We start from the raw sequence: 22,657 nt of genomic DNA on the forward strand, positions 1-22,657 counted from the left end.
TCGTTCACCCCCAATAGTTGAACATCAAGATATCCGCTACCGCAATAACGCTAATTAGCATCATTACTTATAATTTCGACAACATCGGAGGCTGCATTAAAGCAGCTTTCGATACGCCCTCCTTCATCACACCAGTCTCCTGTCACAATCCATTGCCGTTTATGATCAACATAAGCACGTTGCTGTGTGGGTGCGCATGACTCCACTGACTCTTGCAGCGCTTGAGATGCTGCCAATTGAGTCGATGCATAGCGCCAGCGATGACAGTCTATATGTACTGGCGCAGACACCTGGTCCCAACCCAATATCTGTTTTGTCGCCGCCAACATCTTATCTTGCACTGTATCAAGTTCGTCATCGACATGTGCTTGAGCCCAGATATTTGAAGCATGAATGGTTACGCTTGGTAACAGTGACTCACGGCCTGGCTTGTGATGTTCAATAAAGACTCGATCCAATATCGAATCCTCACCATTAGCGCCACTGTTTTCAACTTGTAACACATCCCAATTGCCGGACTGTAGCGAATCAGGCAATGAACTTTGATCATTCCATCCGAGCATCAGGGTATAGCAGGCCAACATGTTTGGTGACTTGATGGCTTGGGTATACTCAAACTTGGTTTGTGCAACCAATTCGATGGCTTGAGCCTGAGGCGCAGTGCAAATCACCCAATCAAACACGCCTAGCACATTGCCCTGCTCATCAAACAATGTCGTTGCACAATCACCATGTTCACTATCTATGCTGGATAGAGCCGATTCGGTTAACGCAGCAACTTTGGTTTTATAATAAATATCAGTGAATTGTAATGTTTTGGCAATTTTACGCCCAAGGCTGGTCATCTTTGCACAGCTGATATAGCGCGGTTGTTCAGCCGACCATTGACCTGTTACTTCAATCGCATTTGCGACACCTTGTGACTGACTGATTTCACCTTTGTTTAATGCAATCGATGCGGTGCGTGCCAGCCACGGCTGGACGACTTCTGCCTCCAACCAAGGTTGTAAATAATGTCTAAATGCCTCGGTTTTTGCGGTAAAAAATTGCGCGCCAAAGTCAAACTGCCACATCTGCTGTTGCTCATTGGCTTGCTTGTAACGTGTTGCTAAACGGCCCACACCCGCCGACTTTTCAAATATGGTCAGCTCAATAGAACAATTATTTTTAAGGCTGTATTGTTCCAATAAGCTTGCCGTTATCAGTCCCGTCAGCCCGCCACCTATAATGGCAACTTGCAGACTATTTTCTTGCTTTGCTTTAAGAGGCTGCTTAGGTGTTGTTGTTATCATAATAAAGGTAAGCCTAAATGGTTGGTCAAAATAAAGAGTAAGATGGGGGTAAGCTAAGATGGTTCAAAGTAAATCAATCAGCCATTATGACAAACTGCATACCATTAAAACAGCAGTAATATAACTCCATAAGCACCTATCAATAAGTGCCCATCAATATATGCAATAAATGTATGCTAAATAAAAAAACACTGCCTTATTAAATAGGCAGTGTTTTTTATGTTATCTATATCAACCTGTACTTTTAAAACAGATTGAACAGAGTCTAGGCCGGTATTTAACCGTTTGCTCGACCTGCTTTGACCGTTTCAATTAATTGCTCAATCACGCTAGAGTCCGCCAAGGTCGAAAGATCGCCTAAGCCATCATACTCGCCTGCCGCTAACTTACGTAGAATACGGCGCATGATTTTACCTGAACGTGTCTTAGGTAGTGCATCGACAATATAAATCGCATCTAAGCTGGCAATAGGACCAATTTCACGGCGTACATGTAAGTTTAGATCAGAGCGTAATCTAGCGCTGTCTTCCTCATCATTTCTTAGAATGATATAAGCACAGATACCCTCACCTTTTAACTCATGCGGCATACCGACAATCGCTGTCTCAGCCGCAGCTGGATGCGATACCAATGCACTTTCAATCTCAGCGGTACCAATACGGTGTCCCGATACGTTCAATACGTCATCGACACGTCCTGTAATCCAGTAGTGACCATCTTCATCTCGCATGGCACCATCACCAGTGAAGTAGCTGCCTGGATAAGTGCTGTAATAGGTCTCTAAGAAGCGCTTGTGGTCGCCGTAAATAGTACGCATCTGACCTGGCCAACCATCGTTAATAATCAGGTTACCAGCAGCAGCATCTTCAAGCTCATGGCCATCAGAGTCGACAATGGCAGGCTTAATACCATATAGCGGATTCATTGCCGCACCTGGCTTCATTTCCACCGTATTTGGCAGAGGCGCCATCAAGATACCGCCAGTTTCTGTCTGCCACCAGGTATCAACGATTGGGCAACGTCCTTCACCGACCACTTGATAGTACCAGTCCCAGGCTTCAGGGTTGATCGGCTCGCCTACTGTACCTAACAGGCGCAGGCTTGAGCGGTCTGATTCACGGACATAGGCATCGCCCTCTTTCATCATGGCACGAATGGCTGTCGGTGCGGTATATAAGATACTGACATCATGCTTATCAATGATTTGACCGATACGTGCCCAAGTTGGATATTGAGGCACACCTTCGAACATAACGGTAGTCGTACCATTGGCCAACGGCGCATAGGTCACATAACTGTGTCCGGTAATCCAGCCCACATCTGCGGTACACCAAAATACGTCATCATTTTTGATATCGAACACATCTCTAAAAGTAGACAGCGCATAAGTAATATAACCGCCCGTGGTATGCACCACCCCTTTTGGCTTACCTGTTGACCCTGAGGTATACAGTAAGAATAAAGGATCTTCGGCGTTCATTGGCTCCGGCGGACAGTCTTCATTTGAGTTGTCGACTAGGGTGTGATACCACACGTCACGACGACCACTCATAGGTACCGAGTTACCAGTGCGATGCACCACTATCACGCGCTCGATACATTGAGTACCGTCCACATCTAGGGCACGGTCAACATTGGCTTTAAGCTGGCTGTATTTGCCGCCACGTACGCCCTCATCGGCAGTAATAATTAGCTTGGCTTGGCTGTCAACAATACGACTGGCTAAGCTGTCTGCTGAGAAGCCGCCAAATACCACGGTATGAATCGCACCAATACGGGCACATGCCAGCATTGAGATGACGGCTTCTGGCACCATTGGTAGATATAAAACCACACGATCGCCTTTGCCAACGCCCATTTTGCGCATGGCGTTACCTAAGCGACATACTTCTGAGTGCAGCTCTTTAAAAGAAATAATTTTGTGTAGTGAAGGGTGATCACCCTCCCAGATAATGGCGGGTTTATAAGGATTGTCTTTAAGATGACGATCAAGGCAGTTTACTGAGACATTGAGCTCACCGTCTTCAAACCACTTAATTTTGAAATCATCTAAATCATAATTGACGTTTTTGATCTTAGTCGGTTTTTTAATCCAATCAATCAGTTCAGCGCGCTCTGCCCAAAACGCTTCATTGTCTTCGTGTGAATTGATAGATTGTTGATAAGTTTTTGCATACTGCTCAGCATTGGTATTAGCTTGATCAGCAAACTCACGACTAATGGGGTATTGTTTCATAACATAAAGTCCTTTTTATGATAATTGTCCTGAAAATCAGGTGTTCCTTAACAGCAACTTTAATTAATCAGTGGTATCATTGACCGCTGGTAATTAAAGCAAAAAAATAATAAATGGCTATCGCGTACAGAGTATATCCTTACCCTAATACGTTCTATTGCGTCATTTAATTTTGCTTTTATCTATAATTTAGATAGCCCAGTACTATTTGTACTAAATTTTGATACAGTTGTAAACTGTTGTTTTGTCTAAAACTATAGTAAATATCTCGCAAATACCTTTTGAAAAACACTAAAAGACTGACGGCAACACAACCTCCATACCTTTCAACTACCCATGACAAAAGCCAACGTAATGACCCATAAGCATCCGACATCGCAAAACGCATCATCAAAATCTGCAACCCCTGCATCACGTTCTAACCCTAGCAAACCATCAAGCCGAACTGTGGTAGACGTGCTTATTATTGGTGCGGGTGCCTCTGGATTGTATTGCGCCATCACGGCTGGACAACGTGGTCGCTCAGTATTGGTCATCGATCATGCCAACAAAGCAGGTAAAAAAATCCTGATGTCTGGCGGTGGTCGCTGTAACTTTACCAATTATGTGGTCGAGCCAGAAAACTTTATTGGCCAAAACCGCCACTTTTGTAAATCTGCCCTAACACGTTATAGCCCTTGGGAGTTTATTGGTTTAGTTGAAAAGCATGGCATTGCTTATGAAGAGCGCGATCATGGCAAGTTATTCTGTGTCGGTTCTTCAAAAGAGATTTTAAATTTACTGTTAGATGAATGCCGTGATGTTGGCGCACGCATACAACTAAAGACGTCAGTTACCAATATTCAGCCAACTGTTGATGATAATGAACAATCAAACGGCTTTGTGGTAAATACCTCAGAAGGTGTCATCCAATGCGCCTCGTTAGTGATTGCCACAGGCGGTCTGTCTATTCCAACTATGGGTGCGACTGGCTTTGGCTACGAGGTTGCTGAACAGTTTGGCCATAATATTTATCCAACCACGGCGGGCCTAGTGCCCTTTACTTTTACTGATAAAACCGGCGAGATGATTGCGTCGTTGGCTGGTATCAGCTTGGATGTGGTCGCCTTCAATGAGCGCATTGCCTTTCCGCGCCCGATGTTATTTACCCACAGAGGCTTGTCTGGTCCTGCGATGTTACAGCTATCTAATTACTGGGAGGTTGGCGAAAATATTCATATCAACTTGATACCCAATGTCGATGTCACCGGCTTACTGATGAGCGCCAAAGCAGAACATCCAAAACAAAAAGTACGCAGCGTGCTAGCCGAATACTTACCCAAAAAACTGCTATTGGCATTACAAGACATGCACTGGACAACCTACAAAGATATGGAACTGGCGAACATCAAAGATGAGGTGCTAGAAAGCATTGGAGATCGCATCAACAACTGGACACTAAAACCTTCTGGCACTGAGGGCTATCGTACAGCAGAGGTGACTCGTGGCGGTGTGGCAACGGATGAGGTCTCGTCCAAGACTTTGGAGAGTCAATTGCAGCCGAATTTGTATTTTATTGGTGAAGTGCTTGATGTGACCGGTTGGCTTGGCGGTTATAACTTTCAATGGGCATGGGCCAGCGGCAAGGCATGTGGTGAGGTCGTTTAGTACAATATATACTTTTCTGTACCTGCTTATTTAAATCTAGTTATAGCCAAGTTATAGTAAAAAAATATAGCCATTACTTGTAAGGGTTATTAGAAACAATATCCTACTCATTATGTAATTGGATAAATAAATATGATATTGTTTATTTCTTTGTCTGATATTCTCTATAAAAAAATTATAAACATATCTATTAAAGTACTATTATTTATTTTCAGTGACTATACTTAAGATACGGAGAAGTAATGAAAGTTGAAAGCCTTAAAAAACCTGAACTTATTGAATATTGTGAAAGCCTAGGGATACAAACTAAAGAGAAAATAAATGGAAGACAAAAAACCCGTTCAGCAAATGATTTAATACAAGCCGTTTATAAATATAGACGTGAAGAAATTGACGTAGCTAGAGAAAATGGTACGTGCCTTCAGCTTCTGGAAAAACAAATTGAAGCTATAGCTGATAAATATGCTGCTAATCTCGATGAAAAGATATCTACAAGAAAGATAGAAATGAAGCAGGATGATAACTCACATTATCTAATTTATAGAGTGCTAGGAGTTTCACAAGAAGATGGTCAGTTAATTGATATATACCAAAATACAGGTCGTTTTCTCTATAAATATGCTGGATCCTTTCTAGAAGAGGTAGCCTCTCTATGCTTGTTTTATGCTAATAGCGAAGGAGGACGAAAATTGGTAGATAATAACTTAGGGGAAAAACCTAAGACATTTGAGATAGACTTTTTAAATGGCAATGACGCTATAGAAATAAAATGGAGAGATGCTACGACTGATGGGGACCATATAACCAAGGAACATACTAGAGTAAAAGTCATAGAGTCCTATGGTTATAAGCCTATAAGAGTCATGTTCTACTATCCGCAAAGAGCTCAATCTATCAGAATACAAAATACACTTAAAACTATATATACGGGGGTTGGTGGCGAGTATCATGCAGGGGATGATGCTTGGAGCTATATTAAAGAGGTAAGTGGCTACGACTTGAAATCGATACTTATGAAAATTGCTGAAAAAAGGGATCAAAAAGAATTAGTATGATAAATAGTATATTGCACGGTGATTGTTTCGAAGTTATGAAGAGTCTAGATGAAGAGTCTGTTGATTTAATTTATCTCGACCCACCTTTTTTTACTGAGAAAACTCATACTTTGAAAAATCGTGATGGTAGCAAAGAGTTTAGTTTTGATGATACTTGGGGAGATAGTGCTAATTACGCTCGTTTTTTGAAAGATAGAATAGAGATTATGCATAGCCTATTAAAAGATACCGGCTCAATATTTGTTCACTGTGATAAAAGTGGAGAACATATTGTTCGAGCTGTTTTGGATAGCGTATTTGGAAGTAATAACTTTCAATCAGAAATAATATGGTCATACAAAAGATGGTCAAATGCAAAAAAGGGACTTTTACCTGCTCATCAAAATATTTATTTTTACTCAAAGTCTAAAAACTTTAAGTTTAATCGTATATTCAAAGCTTATTCTGAGACTACGAACGTGGATCAAATACTTCAAAAAAGAACAAGGAATGAGAAGAATAAAACCGTTTACGCTAAAGATAGCTTTGGGAATATTCAGTATGGCGAGAAGAAAAAAGGTGTCCCCTTAAGTGACGTTTGGGAAATTCCTTATCTTAACCCTAAAGCAAAAGAAAGAGTAGGTTACCCTACACAGAAACCTATCTTGTTACTAGAACAAATTATTGAGCTCGTCACTGATGCAGGGGATTTAGTATTAGACCCTTTCTGTGGGAGTGGTACCACTTGCGTTGCTTCTAAACTCACCAATAGGAACTACTTGGGTATTGATCAATCAGAGTCTGCTGTTGAGTTAAGTCGAGAACGATTAAAAAAACCTATTAAAACAGAATCTAACCTGCTAAAAAAAGGGCGAAAATCTTATTTGAATGTAGATAGCAATGCTCTGAATCTTTTGCAAGGAGTTGAATTCAATCCTGTTCAGAGAAACAAAGGAATTGATGCAATTCTTGTAGAGCAATTTGAAGGAACCCCTGTTTTAGTTCGCATTCAAAAACCTAATGAACCTTTAGCAGATGCAATAAGTTTACTTAAAAAGGCTATGGAAACTAAAGGCTCTAAAAAATCTATTTTAATACAAACTGAGAAGGAAGGTTTAGGATTAGGTTTAATTGACTCTATAGATGGTATTGAAATAATAGAAACGCTGTCTATACAAATAGATAAAAAGTTAACGACGTAATTAACTCATCTATTACTCTAAAAATAATGCCATTCAACTGAATTCTTTGAATGGCATTAAAATACCAATTAAATGGATAAGCTAGCTATATTATTTTTTATCATTCATAAAAACTATTTGATACACAAATTTGACTATACTAAATTGCGGGCTTAAATCGCTGGCTCCGTAAAGAAGCCCGCACGCTCAATGTCTGCCGCTAAACTAAACAATCTTGCCTCGTCATTCATCTGCCCAATCACTTGCATGCCAATGGGTAGCCCCTTGCTACTCATTCCCATGGGCAAAGACATACAAGGCAGGCCAGTGACATTACCCAAAGTGGTAAATGCCATTTTACTGAGCACAGGTGCACTGAGCTTTTCGACTAGGCTTGAGTTATATATCCACTTACCGATATTGACCCCACGCTCAATGACATCAGTGACGCTAAGCAGTAGCTCATCAATACGGCTAGGCGGCAACACACCATGCTTCACCGCTGCAGTTGGCACTGTCGGGCAGACAATCATGTCGTACTGCTCAAGAATTAGCCCGGTTTGATACTGCACATCGTGCCAGCCTTGCTTGGCTTTAAGTAAATCAAGCACACTTAATGAACGCCCTATCAGCGCCATATTACGGGTTTGTGGCTCTAAATTTGCTACCTGCTGTGCACCATGACGCTGCATTAAATCATCAACAAAAAAGGCAGTATGCGCACACACCACGGTGAAAAAGTCACGCCATAAGGTATCCAAATCAATCTGTGGCTGCGCATAATCTAGTTCATGCCCCATGTCTTCAAGCTGCTGACACGTCTTGTCTAACACAGCTAATACTTCCTTATCGACAACCGTGCCAGGAAATAAAGGCTCACGCATAATCGCAATCTTTAACGGTTGACTGGGCTGCTCAGTGGCTTGTAAAAAGCGTGAGCCGGTCATTGACTCAGAGTCCACCACAAAAGCAGATCCTACTTCTCGACCTGCGGTGGCATCGAGCATCGCTGCACTGTCACGCACACTGCGGGTAATCACATGATCGACTACCGCGCCTTCCCAGCCTTCAGCATATAGTGGACCACTTGGGTTGCGGCCACGGCTTGGCTTAAAGCCAAACACCCCACACCACGCTGCTGGGAAGCGAATAGAACCGCCTCCATCACCAGCGCCGGCCATCGGTACAATGCCTGCACTGACCGCTGCTGCACTGCCCCCTGATGAGCCGCCTGTGCTATAGCCTTTTTTAAACGGATTATGCGATGGACCAAAGGACTTAGGCTCAGTGGTAATAATTAATCCAAACTCTGGTGTGTTGGTTTTGCCAAAAGTATTCACCCCAGTGGCGCGCATCCGTTTGACCAGCTCACTGTCATGCTCTGGCACAATATTGACGCTGCGGCTGCCCATTCTTATCGTCTCACCGGCAAACAAGAAGTTTAAATCTTTTAGTAAATAAGGTACCCCACTAAAAATACCTTCTGGCAGACCACTTTGGGCGGCGGCAAAAGCACGCTCATCAAAGCGGTGGATAATGGCATTAAGTTTGGGATTGTGTTTGTTGGCTTGAAACACAGCAGCTTCTAATGCTTGCTTAGCACTAATCTCACCAGATTTAATAAGTTGCGCCAATCCGATGGCATCATATTGGGGGTATTCTTTGAACATAGCGTCCTCTGCTTGAATAATAATTTATAAATATTGATATTAATCCATAGCTTATCCGAATCAGAGACATAAAAAAAGCCAAATCTATTCGATTTGGCTTTTTATTAAACAATACTAGACTGTACTTAAAACCAGTTACTGACTAGTTATTGACTAACTACTGAATAGGTACTTCCATTAGCAATACTCTTGAGTCTTCTAATGCCTCCACATCAAACTCAGTCACATCGATAATGCCCATACCATCACGTCTTTCTAGTACTTCGTCACCAATTTTAACTTTACCTTCAATAACAAAGGCATACACACCGTGGAATGTACCATTTAGTTTGTAATGAGCACTCACACCTTTGTCTAGGTTACCCATGTTAAACCAAGCATCTTGGTGAATCCATACGCCCGCATCATCTGGGTTTGGAGACAAGATTTGACCAAATTCGTTTGGCTTTAACATGTCAGCAATTTTTAACTGCTGATAACGTGGCTCAACACCTTGTTTGTTTGGAATGACCCAAATTTGGAAGAATTTAACTGGCTCATCAGCATTACCATTCATCTCACTGTGCGCAATACCAGTACCTGCTGACATCACCTGAATTTCGCCACTTTCGATAATACCGTTAGTGCCGATGGTGTCTTTATGCGCCAATCTACCTGAAGTGGGAATTGAGATAATTTCCATGTCACGGTGAGGGTGTGTACCGAAACCTTTACCGCCTTCTACATGGTCATCGTTGATAACACGTAATGCGCCAAAGCCCATGCGTGAAGGATCATAGTAGTTCGCAAAGCTAAAAGTGTGTTTGCTTTTTAGCCAACCATGGTTTGCATCGCCGCGAGTATCTGCTCTGTGAATAATGGTTCTCATAGTGATTCCTTATTATTTTTAATCTGTTTTGTATTTAACGAGGGCTATTATATCATGTAATTTAACTTAATCTATATACCCGATTGTTAACTTAGGTTTAAATGTGTAACTAATCTCAGTTTAGCTAAACTAACCCTTTAGTGTCCCTCAGAAATAGCAATCGAGCGACATAAACCATGCCTAATTGACCTAAAGCCGAGCATAAAAGGGCTTCAATAAGTCTGCCTTTGAAATAAGCCATTAAATAAAGAGTTAAAACACGAGAGACCGCAAACCTCAAAATATAACTATGAAAACTAAAAAACTATTTAGTCTAAAAAAGGCTAAAAACAGATTAATACAATTACATCAGCAGCTCACGCTTACCGCTTTTACCCATAGGACTGACTAGACCAGCCTCTTCCATAGAGTCAACAATACGTGCCGCACGGTTATAACCAATACTAAACTTACGCTGAATACTAGAGGCTGATACTTTGCGCGTCTCTAACACAAAGGCGACCGCTTCATCATATAAGGCATCATCTTCACCAGAGGTATTACCGCCACTGCTGGGACTGGTCAGCTCAAAGTTGCTGGCCATATTATCGATATAATCAGGGGCACCACGCTCACGCCAAGCATCACAGACACGGTTAACCTCTTCATCACTCACATAGGCACCATGCACACGATCTGGCTCAATTTGACCTGGGCCTAAGAACAGCATGTCACCGTTACCGAGCATATCCTCTGCCCCGCCAGCATCCAAGATAGTACGAGAGTCTACTTTCGAGTTAACACGTAGCGCGGCACGTACTGGGATATTGGCCTTAATCAGACCGGTAATCACATCGACTGACGGGCGCTGAGTGGCGAGCATTAAGTGGATACCTGCTGCACGTGATTTTTGTGCCAAACGGGTAATCAGCTCTTCAGCCTGCTTACCGACCTGCATAATCATATCGGCAAATTCGTCAGCGACAATCACAATCATCGGCAATGTCTTAAGCTTAGGCGCCTTATCAATACTGACACTGTCATTCGGTCGCCACAATGGATCTAAAATAGGACGACCTGCTTTTTCTGCAGCAATCACCTTCTTATTAAACTCGCCAAGCTTACGTACTTTTAATAAGCTCATCAGCTGATAACGACGTTCCATCTCCGCCACACACCATGACAGGCTGCTAGCCGCTTCATTCATGTCGGTTACTACCGGCGTCAATAGATGAGGAATATCATTGTAGTTAGCCAACTCCAACTGTTTAGGGTCAATCAAGATTAAGCGCAGTTCAGATGGCTTATATTTGAGCAACATCGATAACAACATGGCGTTAACCAATACCGATTTACCCGAACCTGTGGTACCGGCAACCAGCATATGTGGTGCGCGCGCAAGGTCAGTAATAATAGGTTTACCGCCAATGTCTTTACCCATGGCCATGCTAATTTGCGCTTTTGGATCTTGATAGGCTTCAGTCTTTAATAGCTCGATCAGACGTACCATTTCGCGCTTCTTATTCGGCACCTCAATACCGATATAAGGCTTACCCGGAATGACTTCGACCACACGCAGCGATGCCATTGACAAAGAGCGCGCTAAGTCACGTGAAATACCCGTCACTTTGCTGGCTTTTACCCCAGCAGCAAGGTCCACTTCAAAACGAGTAACCACCGGTCCAGGAATGGCGTTAACCACTTCCGCCTTAACATTAAACTCTTGCAGCTTAATCTCTAATAGCTCAGATAACTGCTTTAGCTCTTCTTGAGTATAGCTTGGCTTGCGGTCAGGATCGGGCTTATCTAAGATAGAAATCTCAGGAATTGGGGTTAAGCTTTCTCGATACTTGGCAGTTTGCATCGCACGACTGCTCGACGCAAAGGCGGCATCGTCATGGATTTCAGGCAGTGCTACTTCATCGTCACTGTCAGGAACCATATCTTCAATATGATTGCCATCACCCTCTGGTGTGGCAAAGCGTATGGTTGGCGTTACTGGCTGTGACGCTTTCGACTTATCTTCCGCCTTATGCGGCTCTCTTGGATTCGATGGCGGCGTATTGGTTGGGGTTAAGTCAACAAAGGCTTCCGGCTCTGCTGGTTGCTCCTGATCCGTCGAGACATCTTGCTCAGATGCCTGTTGTGCAGAAACTTCTTGTTGTGCCGAAACCTCGTGCGCTTGTTCCTCTTCTGCTGAATCTGAGTTATCTTCGCTTGAGTTATCTTCGCTAAAGGCTGGGCTTGTTTCAGCAGTATTCTCATCGGCTAGCATCGACTCCGACTCTGCTGTCAAATCAGCCGTTATGCTGTCATCAATAGACTCAGTCGTCGGAGCCGTATCAGGTACCGGATCAACCTCTGGTGCTATCTCTATTTCAGTCGACTCAATGGCGGCAGACAGTTCTGAGTTATCTTGTTCGAACTCTGTTTGCTCAGCCTGTATTTGTTGAGCCTCAACAGGCGCTGTTTGCGATTGGGTGGTTGAAGGTTGTGATGTTGACGGTTGCCCATCTACTGGGTTCTCAGCTTGCGTCGGCTGTGACTGTGACCCGTTACCATCATCAAGTAACTCATCAATAACATCTGGATCATTCCAAGCAAAGCTAGGCTCTTGCTTAACTGTCGGTTGCGATTCAGCGGCGGCTTCTTGTTTTGCTTTAAGCTCACGTTGGGCTTGTGCTTCTTGCTTTTTTTGCTCGCGTAAATTCATGATGCTTTCAGTCAGACCTGAGCTCACCAAAAATTCATCAAGTGCATTGTTCCAAGCCGGATCTTGTGCCTGTTCAGCTTCTTGCTGCGCCTGCTGCTCGTCCAAATTTAGCTTAAGCTGTTGATACATTGGCTGCTCAGCTTCAGGATCTCCTAGCTGATAGCCATCTTCATCACTGTCTTCAGAATCAGAGTCGTGTTCAGTATCCACCTGCGCGTCCTCTTCTGACTGCTCATCGGCGTGAGCCTGCTTATCACGCACACCATTACCCAGCCAAGATAGACTAAATAACGACTTGAGTACCTGACGCCAATGGATATCAAAAGAAAAAGTAGCGGTTAATAACACAAACAGCAATAAGAAAGCGGCTGTGCCATAGATGGTCAATAGGCCTGTTAATCGAGTGGCGATTTCAGCGCCTAAAATACCGCCTACCCGAGCACTACTGACCTCGGAGATACTTAATAGTTGTGGAATGATAGCCACTAAGGCACAGCTTGATAGCAATAAAAACACATAGCCAATCACACGCAATGGACCAATGGCTTGATTGCGCTGCCACCAAATACATAACGCTTCATAAGCTAGGAATACGATGAGCCACCACGCTGACCACCCAAAAAAGGTATACAGCAAATCAGACATCCAGGCGCCAATCGCACCACCCATATTACTGACTTGACCCATGTCACTGCTGATGCGTGACCAACTTGGATCATTTGGCGTATAGGTGAGCAAGATAACGAACAAAAATGCAGACACTAAGACGGCAAGCAATGTAAAAATTACTTTTTTAGAACTATGTAGAAAGTGTGCCGTTATCATTAATAATTTTTCCTAGCGTTTAAAACGTATCAACATGTAAAACTGGTAAAAGAATAGGTTGTGGCTTAGAGACTTGTATTGAAATCCAAAAATAACTTTATGGTTCAAAACTAGTGGAATAACACGGCATATAATCGCTGATGCAGCGTTAAAGCATAAGCCAACCTGTATAACCCTCTATAATAGCAAATTGCGCTCTATTTTCGAGGGTCTGTTGCCTTATTTATTGAATTAATAAATATCATCACTTAAACTTGGTTGTTATTTACAATAAAAGCCCTCATTGAATGAGCATAAGCCTCACAGAATACTAAATCATTTTTAACCATAGTTAGTTATTTTTTTATTACTTTTTTTGACAGGTCATTTTTTGACACCTCATTATTTCATACCTAACTTTTTTGACACATATCATCTTTAAGGAATTTCCATGAGCCAAGATACCACCTCGCCACGTCACGAAAAACTTATTATTTTAGGGTCAGGACCAGCAGGTTATTCAGCGGCGGTCTATGCTGCCCGTGCTAACTTAAAGCCAATTATTATTTCAGGCATGCAATTAGGCGGTCAATTGACCACCACCACAGATGTCGATAACTGGCCAGGTGATGTTGAAGGCTTAACCGGTCCAGACCTAATGCAGCGCATGAAAGCACACGCTGAACGCTTTGGTACAGAGGTCGTTAACGATCATATCAACTCGGTTGACCTAAGCAAACGTCCTTTCACTTTAGAAGGTAACGCTGGTCAGTATACTTGTGATGCTTTGATTATCGCTACCGGTGCTTCGGCTCAATACTTACAGCTTGAATCTGAGCAAAAATTTAGAGGTTTAGGCGTTTCTGCTTGTGCCACTTGTGATGGATTCTTCTACAAAAACCAAAAAGTAGCCGTTGTCGGTGGCGGTAATACCGCAGTTGAAGAAGCGTTATATTTATCTAATATTGCTTCAGAAGTGGTGCTAATCCACCGCCGTGACAGCTTACGTGCTGAAAAAATCTTACAAGATAAACTGTTTGAAAAAGCCAAAAATGGCAACGTAACTATCGAGTGGAACCATCAAGTTAAAGAAGTTGTTGGTGATGAGATGGGCGTTACTGGCTTGATTATCGAGTCAACTAAAGACAATAGTACCAAACAAGTCGATGTGCATGGTCTGTTTGTGGCTATTGGTCACAAGCCAAACACTCAAATGTTTGCCGGTCAGCTTGACATGAAAGATGGCTATATCACGGTCAATAGTGGCACTCAAGGCAATGCGACACAGACCAGTATTGAGGGTGTATTTGCCGCAGGTGATGTTGCTGATAACGTCTATCGTCAGGCAATTACCTCTGCCGGTACTGGCTGTATGGCCGCCTTAGACGCTGAGAAGTTCTTAGACTCTATTGGTGCTGCGGTTGCCAGTGATCACACCTATGACTCAACCTTGACAGCTGCCTCAGACAGCAACGCTTAATTGTTTGCTAGCACCACAGCTTAAACAATCCACTTAGCGTGTCTAAGACTGTTTGTCTATGCTAATACACTGAGCTAACACTGTTTGTCTATGATTGTTAAAAGAGCGACTGCCAGCGCAGTGGCTCTTTTTTTATGCCCTTGGCGCGTGCCACCTATTGAACCTTACTTGTCGTGTAATATGCGGTAAATATTAAGCGCTTTATCCGCCTGAGTGTTTGTGATAGTTTAAAGCCGAACGATTTTGCCAATTTCAAAAATATGGAATCGTTTATTAATAACCAACCACTGATGACTATAAATGGATACCTGTGTGCCAACAAACCATCAAACACGCTTTGACCACGATCAACCCCGTCAAAGCCCGTCCACAGACGTTGACCGCTCAGAAGCAACACCCAACCAGTTTACCAGCAACTACCTGTTTCCCGAGCCAACACTCGCTGACCCTGATGGCTTAGGCTTAATTGCTATTGGTGGTGATCTAGCGCCCAAGACTTTGCTCGATGCCTACTCGCAAGGGTTATTCCCTTGGTTTAATGAAGATGAGCCCATCGCTTGGTGGTGCCCTGAGCCACGCTGCGTGTTGGACCCGACAACTTTTGAGCCCAGCAAATCACTGAAACGCCAAGCCAAATCCTCCTCTTGGCACTTGACGGTTAATCAGGCCTTTGAATCTGTGATTCATGCCTGTAGCCTACCGCGCAGTTATGCCAATGACACTTGGATTCATGATGAGATGATTGATGCTTACACTCAGCTGCATCAACTAGGCTATGCTCACAGTATTGAGGTGTGGGACAACGACACTTTAGTCGGCGGTCTATATGGACTAAAAATTGGACAGCTGTATTTTGGTGAATCCATGTTTCATCGCCAGAGCAATGCCTCAAAAATCGCATTTTGGGCATTAAATGTGTTCTGTCAGCATACTAAAGTTGCGCTCATTGACTGTCAGCTGCCCAATCCACATCTGCAAAGTCTGGGCGCAGGCATCATGCCGCGTGCACAATTTTTGAGCCATCTAAAGCAATTAACCCAGCAAAACAGTAGCGATTGGCAGTCTTTTTCAACACAGCGCTTTGCAGTGAATCGTTTAAAATTAGGTACCGAGCTTTGGCAATCTTCGGCAGCAGACTCAACAACAACAAGAGACCATTAAATAGAAACCATTAAATAGAGAGTATTAAATGCAACAAGCCTCAGATCATAATCCTGGCTTAACCCTAAGTCGTTTAAACTCAGATCATAAAAATACTGAACGTGCCGATAATACGCCGACTGATCGCTCAGATGAAATTAGTCCTAACCAAAACATCAGTGACAAGCAAGACTCCGATGATTTGGTTGAGCAACATCCGCTGTATCTGTCGCCACCTAGCTTATGTAGTTACCTACCCGACCGAGCGTCGCAACTGACATTCATGTTGCTACCTGAAGCCCAAGGTATTGACCGTCTCTTATACACTTATCTCAGCCATCAAGGCTTTCGCCGCAGCGGCAAAGCCATTTACAGGCCTAACTGCCATCATTGCCAACAATGTATCGCCAGTCGCGTTGTGGTCAATGACTTTCACCCCTCAAGACGTTACCGCCGCGTGCTCAATCGCAATGCTCAGGTGAGCATCAATATCATAGATGCCAGCAAAGCCACACAAGAGCATTATGGTTTGTATCAAAAGTATATCAGCGCCCGTCACGCTGATGGTGATATGTATCCGCCTAGCCTGCACACCTTTGAGCAGTTCTTGATTGACAGCCCTGCTGACACCGTTTTTATGGAGTTCCGCGAGCCCAATAACAAACTATTAGCGGTCGCGGTCACCGATAAGCTCAGCGACGGACTATCAAGTATCTACACCTTTTTTGACCCAGATCCTAGTTATCACTCGCGCAGTCTTGGCGTGTTTTGTATCTTGCAGCAAATTGAAATGGCAAAATCATTGGGTCTTACCTACGCTTATTTGGGCTACTGGATTCCAAGTGTCAAAAAGATGAGCTATAAAACAGAGTACGCCCCTATCGAATTATTAATCAATCAACAGTGGCTACGCTTTGAAACCCAACCTAATCACAACGAGGTATTAGCGCTGCTAAATACCAAACCGGTACAGCTACAGAGTTAATATATACTCGTTCAATAGCTCTTAGTTTCCAGTGGCTCAGACCCTATTAATCATTATTAGTATCTTGATAAGCCATAATCAAAGCGTCACATACTGGACTGCTATAATAGGCTATTCTAGTATGAATAAGCTCAAATCCCATCTTTTTATAAAGTGCAATGGCCGCGTGATTGTCGGCTCTAACTTCTAGCAATATTCTCTCTAGTTCTTTATTAGGCATATGCTTTATCAGTGGTTTTAATAGGCACGTGGCCAGACCTTGACGTTGGTATTTTGGATGTGTACCAATTCTTAGTATTTCTGCTGTTTCAAATACAGTGCTATATAGGCAGTAAGCAACGACTTTGATCTCATTTTCATCACCAACATTCGCTTTTAAACTGCCCTCAATGACTGCCCAGCAATGATTGCTATCTTGACTTAACAGAGAAGCTATTGAGTCTTGAGACCATGCGTCATGCGGCTGAATCAATGCTTCTATATTAGCGATTTGGCGAACCAAATCTGTATCATGACTAGCGTCTGTGACAGAACAAATATCATATTCGGTACTTTGTTTCACCCTTAGCCTCCGCATTATTAGTCTAATTGTCTATCAGATATGTGCCCTAAACATACAAGCACCCATAAAAAAAGCCCTCAACATAATGCTGAAGGCTTTTTATTTACTGTGCTGTGTTATTTATACTTATAAAGTATAGCAATTACAGCTTGCTGGTCATTTCTGGAACAGCTTCAAATAAGTCAGCTTCTAAGAAGTAGTCAGCAACGCTAGCAATAGGCGCTTCTGGATCGTTGTTAATAGCAACAATCACTTTAGAGTCCTTCATACCCGCTAAATGCTGGATAGCGCCTGAGATACCAAGAGCGATGTATAGGTTTGGTGCAACAATTTTACCTGTTTGACCAACCTGCATATCGTTTGGTACGTAGCCCGCATCAACTGCTGCACGTGATGCACCGATAGCAGCGCCTAGCTTGTCTGCCAAGGGTTCGATGATCTTAGTGAAGTTCTCACCGTTAGCAAGGGCACGACCACCTGATACAACGATTTCAGCTGATGTTAGCTCTGGACGGTCTGAAGAAGCCAGTTCTTCACCAACGAAGCTTGAAGTACCTGCATCTCGTGCATCGCTCTTCTCTTCGATAGTTGCAGAACCGCCTTCAGCGGCAGCTGGGTCAAACGCTGTAGCACGTACGGTAACCAGTACTTTATCTTCAGTAGTTTTAACTGTTGCAGTCGCGTTACCTGCATAAATAGGACGCTCAAATGTATTGGCATCAACTACTTTAGAGATTTCAGAGATCATGCTCACGTCTAGTAGAGCAGCAACGCGTGGTAAGAAGTTTTTACCATTAGTGGTTGCTGGTACAACGATGTGGCTGTAATCGCCAGCTAGATCTTTAACCAATAGAGATACGTTCTCTGCTAGTTGATATTCATAAGCGGCGTCATCGACACAAATTACTTTGCTAACACCCGCTACTTTAGCTGCTTGTTCAGCAACTGGCTGGCAGCCTGAACCTGCAACTAGAATGTGAACATCGCCACCCATTTGTGAAGCAGCGGTTACTGTGTTTAAAGTTGCCTTTTTTAATTCGGCATTGTCATGTTCTGCATATACTAAAATTGCCATGAGATTATTATCCTTTCTAATATTGAGATGATGATTTGGTAACGGTTGGTTGCTGCCTGTCACTTATTTTAAGTTTTACTTTTTGTGTCCTTAATAACGTCAATGGCTAATAACGTCTTTAGCATCGCACTTTTTTCACTGCTCTGCACTTTGATTGAACGTTGCATTTAAGTTATCGACAGGCGACATACTCGCTGATACTAATCAAATTTAAACAAAATTAATTATTCAATTAGATAACTTTTGCTTCATTTTTAAGTTTGTCGATTAGTTCGTCTACTGAACCAACTTTAACGCCCGCTGTACGTTCAGCAGGTGGCGTTACTTTCAAGATCTCTTGCTTAGTGGCCATATCTACACCGAAGTCTGCTGGTGTTTTTTCATCAAGTGGCTTTTTCTTAGCTTTCATGATGTTTGGCAGCTTCGCGTAACGTGGTTCGTTTAAGCGTAAGTCAGTAGTGATGATAGCAGGTAGTGTTAATGCAACTGTCTGCAGACCGCCGTCGATTTCACGAGTAACATTTACTTTGTCGCCTTCAACTTTTACTTCAGAGGCGAATGTACCTTGACCAGCGCCCATTAATGCAGCAAGCATTTGGCCAGTTTGGTTGTTGTCATCATCAATGGCTTGTTTACCAAGTAGTACGATATCAGTACCTTCTTGCTCTGCAATGCCTTTAAGGATTTTAGCAACTTGTAGAGGATAAGGCTTGTCGTCAGTTTGTACTAAGATACCACGGTCAGCACCTAGTGCTAGAGCGGCACGGATTTGCTCTTGTGCTTCTTTTGGACCGATTGAGGCGATGATAACTTCATCAACTACGCCCGCTTCTTTTAAGCGTACTGCTTCTTCAACAGCAATTTCACAAAATGGGTTGATTGACATCTTAGTATTGCTAAGATCAACTGCAGAATTATCAGCTTTAACGCGTACTTTTACGTTATAGTCAATCACACGTTTAACAGCGACTAATGCTTTCATACGTTCCTCGTTTATTAATGTTATGAATTATTCAGAGTTAATAATTATGTGCCGTATGCTTATCTAAACCTATACACAGCACTTTACAAGTTATTCTTATATATCTTAGCCAATATGTGCACTAATTTATATAACAATTTGTTGGATTTAATTAACTGAGTGCCCTCAGATAAACCCAGTGTTCCATTTCATTCACAAAATAAAATATACCACATCTTGTTTATAGCAATCTTTTTGTTTTCAATTAAGGTGCTATAAATAAAGATAAATTATCAAACGCAACTATATTGCGTGAGCAGCCCATTTAGGTCAAGCCTTTGACGTGAATAAAGGGTCATAAATTATCCCCTTGAAATTTTACAATACCCTTTCTGATTTAGTCAAAACTGGCATACCCGTGCCCTGCTTGTTTCATTTTTATTATAAAAACTTAATGATAACAATGGCCAAAACATCTAACAGTTCATCTAAACGGATGATTAATCGCAATTTTTGACCAAAAAAAAGACAACCGCTTAAGGGTTGTCTTTTTCTTTCACACTCTCACCTTTATAGGTGATAAGCACGAAGTGTAGGTTAAAGCCTACAAAAATTATTCAGCTGATTCGATTTGTTCAGCTTGTGGGCCTTTTTGGCCTTGGCCTAGTACAAAAGTAACTTTTTGACCTTCAGCAAGGGTTTTGAAACCGCTGCCTTGAATAGCACTGTAATGAGCAAATACGTCTTGACCGCCATCGTCTTGTGCGATGAAACCAAAACCTTTCGCTTCGTTGAACCACTTAACAGTACCTTGTACACGTTCTGACATAACTTTTCCTAATATAAAATTGATTTAACTATAGTCATGATGCTTTTAACTGGGCAATAACTACAAAGTAGTCTATGCGCCTGTAGAAAACGTAAATCGAGTATTATTGATTAGGTGAACTAACCCTCACTCTAATAAATAGATACTTCTTACATCACTACGATAAAATGCAGCCATGTTTGAATCAGTAGCTGTGCTATTCATTCAAAAAGTAACTTACTTACTAAAACCTAGTATAACAGCTTTGCAGCGCATGTCCTAATAATATCTGTGCTTTTGGTAGCAATGATGTAAATAAAAGTCCTCTTTAGGTCAGGTTAGTGACAAAACACTGCGTTTTTGAGGGTTAGCATTACTGGATTATCAGTATTAGGTAATCAGCGCGTAAGTGGTGACCGCAACACATAGAACAAAAAACACCAACGCAAACGACTGGCAAAAAGAAATATACGATTCTGATATTTCAAACTTCTCAATATCAGGCGTACCTTTACGCTTAAACAAACGATTACTGTATACCCAGCCTGCAACCGCATAGATCTGATAAGCAATGGGTACTGTCAAATAAATGCCATCCATGTCAAACAGGTACATCGCGCCAATTGAGATGGGCACCCACAGAAAGTCTACGACGGCACAGAATTTAAAAAAAGCGGTCTTCGGTATTTTGCCATTGGTTTTTTTGAGCATTTGCCCTTCGATCCAAATCAAAACAGCTACCAGCGCACTTAACATGATAAAGATGAGCTGGGAATCGATTTGAGCAAACCATTCGGTATTCATTAAATATTATATCCTTTATTCTCGGGTCGTTCGACTATTGTATAGCCAATAGTCTAGTCTATTTTAAGATAGATATTTTCAGCTAGATAGCCTTTAGCTAAATAGCTAAAAACGTTTATTCGCATCAGTCTATACCACTGCTGGCAGTCACCGCAAACAAAACTGTTTAAGTCGTTGCAATCGTATAGCTTTAATTGTAGTAGTTGCACATAATCACAGCAATTACACGCTTTCAACGATATTAATGAGCACCAAACAACAAAGCCCACATGTCTTAGACATATGGGCTTGTTTGCTAATGGCTTTAGGCTTGTTGCTAACTTAGATAAGCAAATCGCTTAAGCCATCAGCTCACAGGTGACAAATAAGTCGAATGATTAGTTCTTCTCTTTGTCGATGATTTTGTTACCGCCAATCCAAGGCATCATCGCACGTAGCTTAGCACCTGTTTTTTCGATTTCATGATCAGCGTTGTTACGACGACGCGCTGTCATTGACGGATAGTTAGCCGCGCCTTCAGCGATGAACATTTTCGCATATTCACCAGACTGAATGCGTTTTAGAGCATTGCGCATTGCTTCACGTGACTGTTCGTTGATTACTTCAGAACCGGTTACGTATTCGCCGTACTCAGCGTTGTTACTGATTGAGTAGTTCATATCAGCGATACCGCCTTCATACATTAAGTCGACGATAAGCTTAAGCTCATGTAAGCACTCAAAGTAAGCCATTTCTGGAGCGTAACCAGCTTCAGTTAGGGTTTCAAAGCCCATTTTCACAAGCTCAACTGCGCCACCGCAAAGTACCGCTTGCTCACCGAATAAGTCAGTTTCCGTCTCATCTTTGAACGTAGTTTCGATGATACCTGAACGACCACCGCCTACGCCTGCTGCGTAAGATAGCGCCAACTGCTTGGCTTGACCAGAAGCGTCTTGATAAACAGCGATAAGATCTGGAATACCGCCGCCTTTAGTGAACTCAGAACGTACAGTGTGACCCGGTGCTTTTGGTGCAACCATGATAACGTCTAAGTCTTTGCGTGGTACAACTTGGTTGTAATGGATAGCAAAGCCGTGAGCGAAAGCAAGGGTTGCGCCCTCTTTGATGTTTGGCTCAATTACGTCTTCATATAACGCTTTTTGGAACTCATCTGGGGTTAAGATCATCACCACGTCAGCAGCTTGTACAGCATCAGCAACTTCAGATACTTTTAGGCCTGCATTTTCTGCTTTTTTCCATGAGCCTGAACCAGCACGAAGACCAACGGTCACATCAACGCCAGAATCTTGTAAGTTTAGGGCGTGAGCGTGGCCTTGTGAACCATAACCAATAATGGCAACTTTTTTGCCTTGGATGATAGATAGGTCACAGTCTTTATCATAATAAACGTTCATAATTTAGTCCTTTTAAATACTTTC

17 protein-coding genes are annotated in these 22,657 nt (G+C 42.5%); 6 read left to right on the forward strand and 11 right to left on the reverse strand.

All coding sequences use genetic code 11. From position 1 onward, the window contains the following. Positions 1-50: 50 nt before the first annotated feature. Entirely contained in the window at positions 51-1,292 is a 1,242-nt protein-coding gene (locus A6J60_RS04095; RefSeq protein ID WP_096064848.1) for an NAD(P)/FAD-dependent oxidoreductase, read from the reverse strand. Between the two features lie 277 nt (positions 1,293-1,569). After that, entirely contained in the window at positions 1,570-3,528 is a 1,959-nt protein-coding gene (acs, locus tag A6J60_RS04100) for an acetate--CoA ligase (protein WP_096064849.1), read from the reverse strand. A gap of 354 nt (positions 3,529-3,882) precedes the next feature. Between acs and A6J60_RS04105 the strand changes: the two genes are divergently transcribed. The 3 genes from A6J60_RS04105 (at position 3,883) to A6J60_RS04115 (ending at position 7,411) form a co-directional block, all read left to right on the forward strand. Further along, positions 3,883-5,175 carry an NAD(P)/FAD-dependent oxidoreductase gene (locus A6J60_RS04105; RefSeq protein WP_227526059.1) on the forward strand — a complete coding sequence of 431 codons (1,293 nt, stop codon included), beginning with the start codon at positions 3,883-3,885 and terminating at the stop codon, positions 5,173-5,175. A 242-nt stretch (positions 5,176-5,417) separates the two neighbouring features. Next, a complete protein-coding gene (locus A6J60_RS04110; protein ID WP_096064851.1) occupies positions 5,418-6,230 on the forward strand; it encodes an ApaLI family restriction endonuclease in 813 nt (270 codons plus the stop codon). Then, positions 6,227-7,411 (forward strand): site-specific DNA-methyltransferase, encoded by a 1,185-nt coding sequence (locus tag A6J60_RS04115; protein WP_227526060.1) that lies wholly within the window; start codon positions 6,227-6,229, stop codon positions 7,409-7,411. Before A6J60_RS04110 ends, A6J60_RS04115 begins: the two co-directional genes overlap by 4 nt. Positions 7,412-7,563: 152 nt before the next feature. Here the strand turns inward: A6J60_RS04115 and A6J60_RS04120 are convergent, their stop codons facing one another. The 3 genes from A6J60_RS04120 to A6J60_RS04130 all read right to left on the reverse strand — a co-directional run bounded on the left by A6J60_RS04120 (position 7,564) and on the right by A6J60_RS04130 (position 13,445). Then, positions 7,564-9,060, reverse strand: a complete 1,497-nt coding sequence (locus A6J60_RS04120; protein WP_096064852.1) for an amidase — start codon at positions 9,058-9,060, stop codon at positions 7,564-7,566. A gap of 157 nt (positions 9,061-9,217) precedes the next feature. Then, entirely contained in the window at positions 9,218-9,928 is a 711-nt protein-coding gene (locus A6J60_RS04125) for a pirin family protein (RefSeq protein WP_096064853.1), read from the reverse strand. A gap of 343 nt (positions 9,929-10,271) precedes the next feature. Further along, entirely contained in the window at positions 10,272-13,445 is a 3,174-nt protein-coding gene (locus A6J60_RS04130; protein ID WP_096064854.1) for a DNA translocase FtsK 4TM domain-containing protein, read from the reverse strand. Between the two features lie 430 nt (positions 13,446-13,875). Here A6J60_RS04130 and trxB point away from each other — a divergent pair, with 430 nt between their 5' ends. The 3 genes from trxB (at position 13,876) to A6J60_RS04145 (ending at position 17,029) form a co-directional block, all read left to right on the forward strand. Further along, positions 13,876-14,904: a thioredoxin-disulfide reductase gene (gene trxB, locus A6J60_RS04135; protein WP_096064855.1), complete on the forward strand. Its 1,029-nt coding sequence runs from the start codon at positions 13,876-13,878 to the stop codon at positions 14,902-14,904. A gap of 300 nt (positions 14,905-15,204) precedes the next feature. Beyond that, positions 15,205-16,065, forward strand: coding sequence for a leucyl/phenylalanyl-tRNA--protein transferase (gene aat, locus A6J60_RS04140; protein WP_096064856.1), 861 nt, complete (start codon positions 15,205-15,207; stop codon positions 16,063-16,065). A gap of 28 nt (positions 16,066-16,093) precedes the next feature. Beyond that, a complete protein-coding gene (locus A6J60_RS04145; protein WP_096064857.1) occupies positions 16,094-17,029 on the forward strand; it encodes an arginyltransferase in 936 nt (311 codons plus the stop codon). 46 nt (positions 17,030-17,075) lie between these two features. Here the strand turns inward: A6J60_RS04145 and rimI are convergent, their stop codons facing one another. The 6 genes from rimI to ilvC form a co-directional block, all read right to left on the reverse strand. Beyond that, the gene (gene rimI, locus A6J60_RS04150; protein ID WP_227526062.1) at positions 17,076-17,591 is read right to left on the reverse strand and encodes a ribosomal protein S18-alanine N-acetyltransferase; all 516 of its coding nucleotides are present in this window, start codon (positions 17,589-17,591) and stop codon (positions 17,076-17,078) included. A gap of 142 nt (positions 17,592-17,733) precedes the next feature. Beyond that, entirely contained in the window at positions 17,734-18,666 is a 933-nt protein-coding gene (locus A6J60_RS04155; protein WP_096064859.1) for an electron transfer flavoprotein subunit alpha/FixB family protein, read from the reverse strand. 232 nt (positions 18,667-18,898) lie between these two features. Continuing rightward, the gene (locus tag A6J60_RS04160; RefSeq protein ID WP_096064860.1) at positions 18,899-19,648 is read right to left on the reverse strand and encodes an electron transfer flavoprotein subunit beta/FixA family protein; all 750 of its coding nucleotides are present in this window, start codon (positions 19,646-19,648) and stop codon (positions 18,899-18,901) included. A 592-nt stretch (positions 19,649-20,240) separates the two neighbouring features. Next, complete coding sequence (locus A6J60_RS04165; protein WP_007394029.1) at positions 20,241-20,456, reverse strand: cold-shock protein; 216 nt, start codon at positions 20,454-20,456, stop codon at positions 20,241-20,243. Between the two features lie 369 nt (positions 20,457-20,825). Then, a complete protein-coding gene (locus A6J60_RS04170) occupies positions 20,826-21,239 on the reverse strand; it encodes a hypothetical protein (protein ID WP_096064861.1) in 414 nt (137 codons plus the stop codon). A 377-nt stretch (positions 21,240-21,616) separates the two neighbouring features. After that, positions 21,617-22,633: a ketol-acid reductoisomerase gene (gene ilvC, locus A6J60_RS04175; protein ID WP_096064862.1), complete on the reverse strand. Its 1,017-nt coding sequence runs from the start codon at positions 22,631-22,633 to the stop codon at positions 21,617-21,619. Positions 22,634-22,657: the final 24 nt, after the last annotated feature.

The sequence above is a fragment of the Psychrobacter sp. FDAARGOS_221 genome, assembly GCF_002313155.2.
Taxonomy (GTDB): domain Bacteria; phylum Pseudomonadota; class Gammaproteobacteria; order Pseudomonadales; family Moraxellaceae; genus Psychrobacter.

Excerpts from the sequence above, each read along its gene's own strand:
- A6J60_RS04115 (WP_227526060.1), top strand. The coding sequence starts at position 6,227 with ATGATAAATAGTATATTGCACGGTGATTGTTTCGAAGTTATGAAGAGT.
- A6J60_RS04130 (WP_096064854.1), bottom strand. The coding sequence starts at position 13,445 with ATGATAACGGCACACTTTCTACATAGTTCTAAAAAAGTAATTTTTACA.
- A6J60_RS04120 (WP_096064852.1), bottom strand. The coding sequence starts at position 9,060 with ATGTTCAAAGAATACCCCCAATATGATGCCATCGGATTGGCGCAACTT.
- A6J60_RS04145 (WP_096064857.1), top strand. The coding sequence starts at position 16,094 with ATGCAACAAGCCTCAGATCATAATCCTGGCTTAACCCTAAGTCGTTTA.
- A6J60_RS04105 (WP_227526059.1), top strand. The coding sequence starts at position 3,883 with ATGACCCATAAGCATCCGACATCGCAAAACGCATCATCAAAATCTGCA.
- acs (WP_096064849.1), bottom strand. The coding sequence starts at position 3,528 with ATGAAACAATACCCCATTAGTCGTGAGTTTGCTGATCAAGCTAATACC.
- A6J60_RS04170 (WP_096064861.1), bottom strand. The coding sequence starts at position 21,239 with ATGAATACCGAATGGTTTGCTCAAATCGATTCCCAGCTCATCTTTATC.
- A6J60_RS04165 (WP_007394029.1), bottom strand. The coding sequence starts at position 20,456 with ATGTCAGAACGTGTACAAGGTACTGTTAAGTGGTTCAACGAAGCGAAA.
- trxB (WP_096064855.1), top strand. The coding sequence starts at position 13,876 with ATGAGCCAAGATACCACCTCGCCACGTCACGAAAAACTTATTATTTTA.
- aat (WP_096064856.1), top strand. The coding sequence starts at position 15,205 with ATGGATACCTGTGTGCCAACAAACCATCAAACACGCTTTGACCACGAT.
- A6J60_RS04155 (WP_096064859.1), bottom strand. The coding sequence starts at position 18,666 with ATGGCAATTTTAGTATATGCAGAACATGACAATGCCGAATTAAAAAAG.
- A6J60_RS04110 (WP_096064851.1), top strand. The coding sequence starts at position 5,418 with ATGAAAGTTGAAAGCCTTAAAAAACCTGAACTTATTGAATATTGTGAA.
- A6J60_RS04160 (WP_096064860.1), bottom strand. The coding sequence starts at position 19,648 with ATGAAAGCATTAGTCGCTGTTAAACGTGTGATTGACTATAACGTAAAA.
- A6J60_RS04125 (WP_096064853.1), bottom strand. The coding sequence starts at position 9,928 with ATGAGAACCATTATTCACAGAGCAGATACTCGCGGCGATGCAAACCAT.
- ilvC (WP_096064862.1), bottom strand. The coding sequence starts at position 22,633 with ATGAACGTTTATTATGATAAAGACTGTGACCTATCTATCATCCAAGGC.
- A6J60_RS04095 (WP_096064848.1), bottom strand. The coding sequence starts at position 1,292 with ATGATAACAACAACACCTAAGCAGCCTCTTAAAGCAAAGCAAGAAAAT.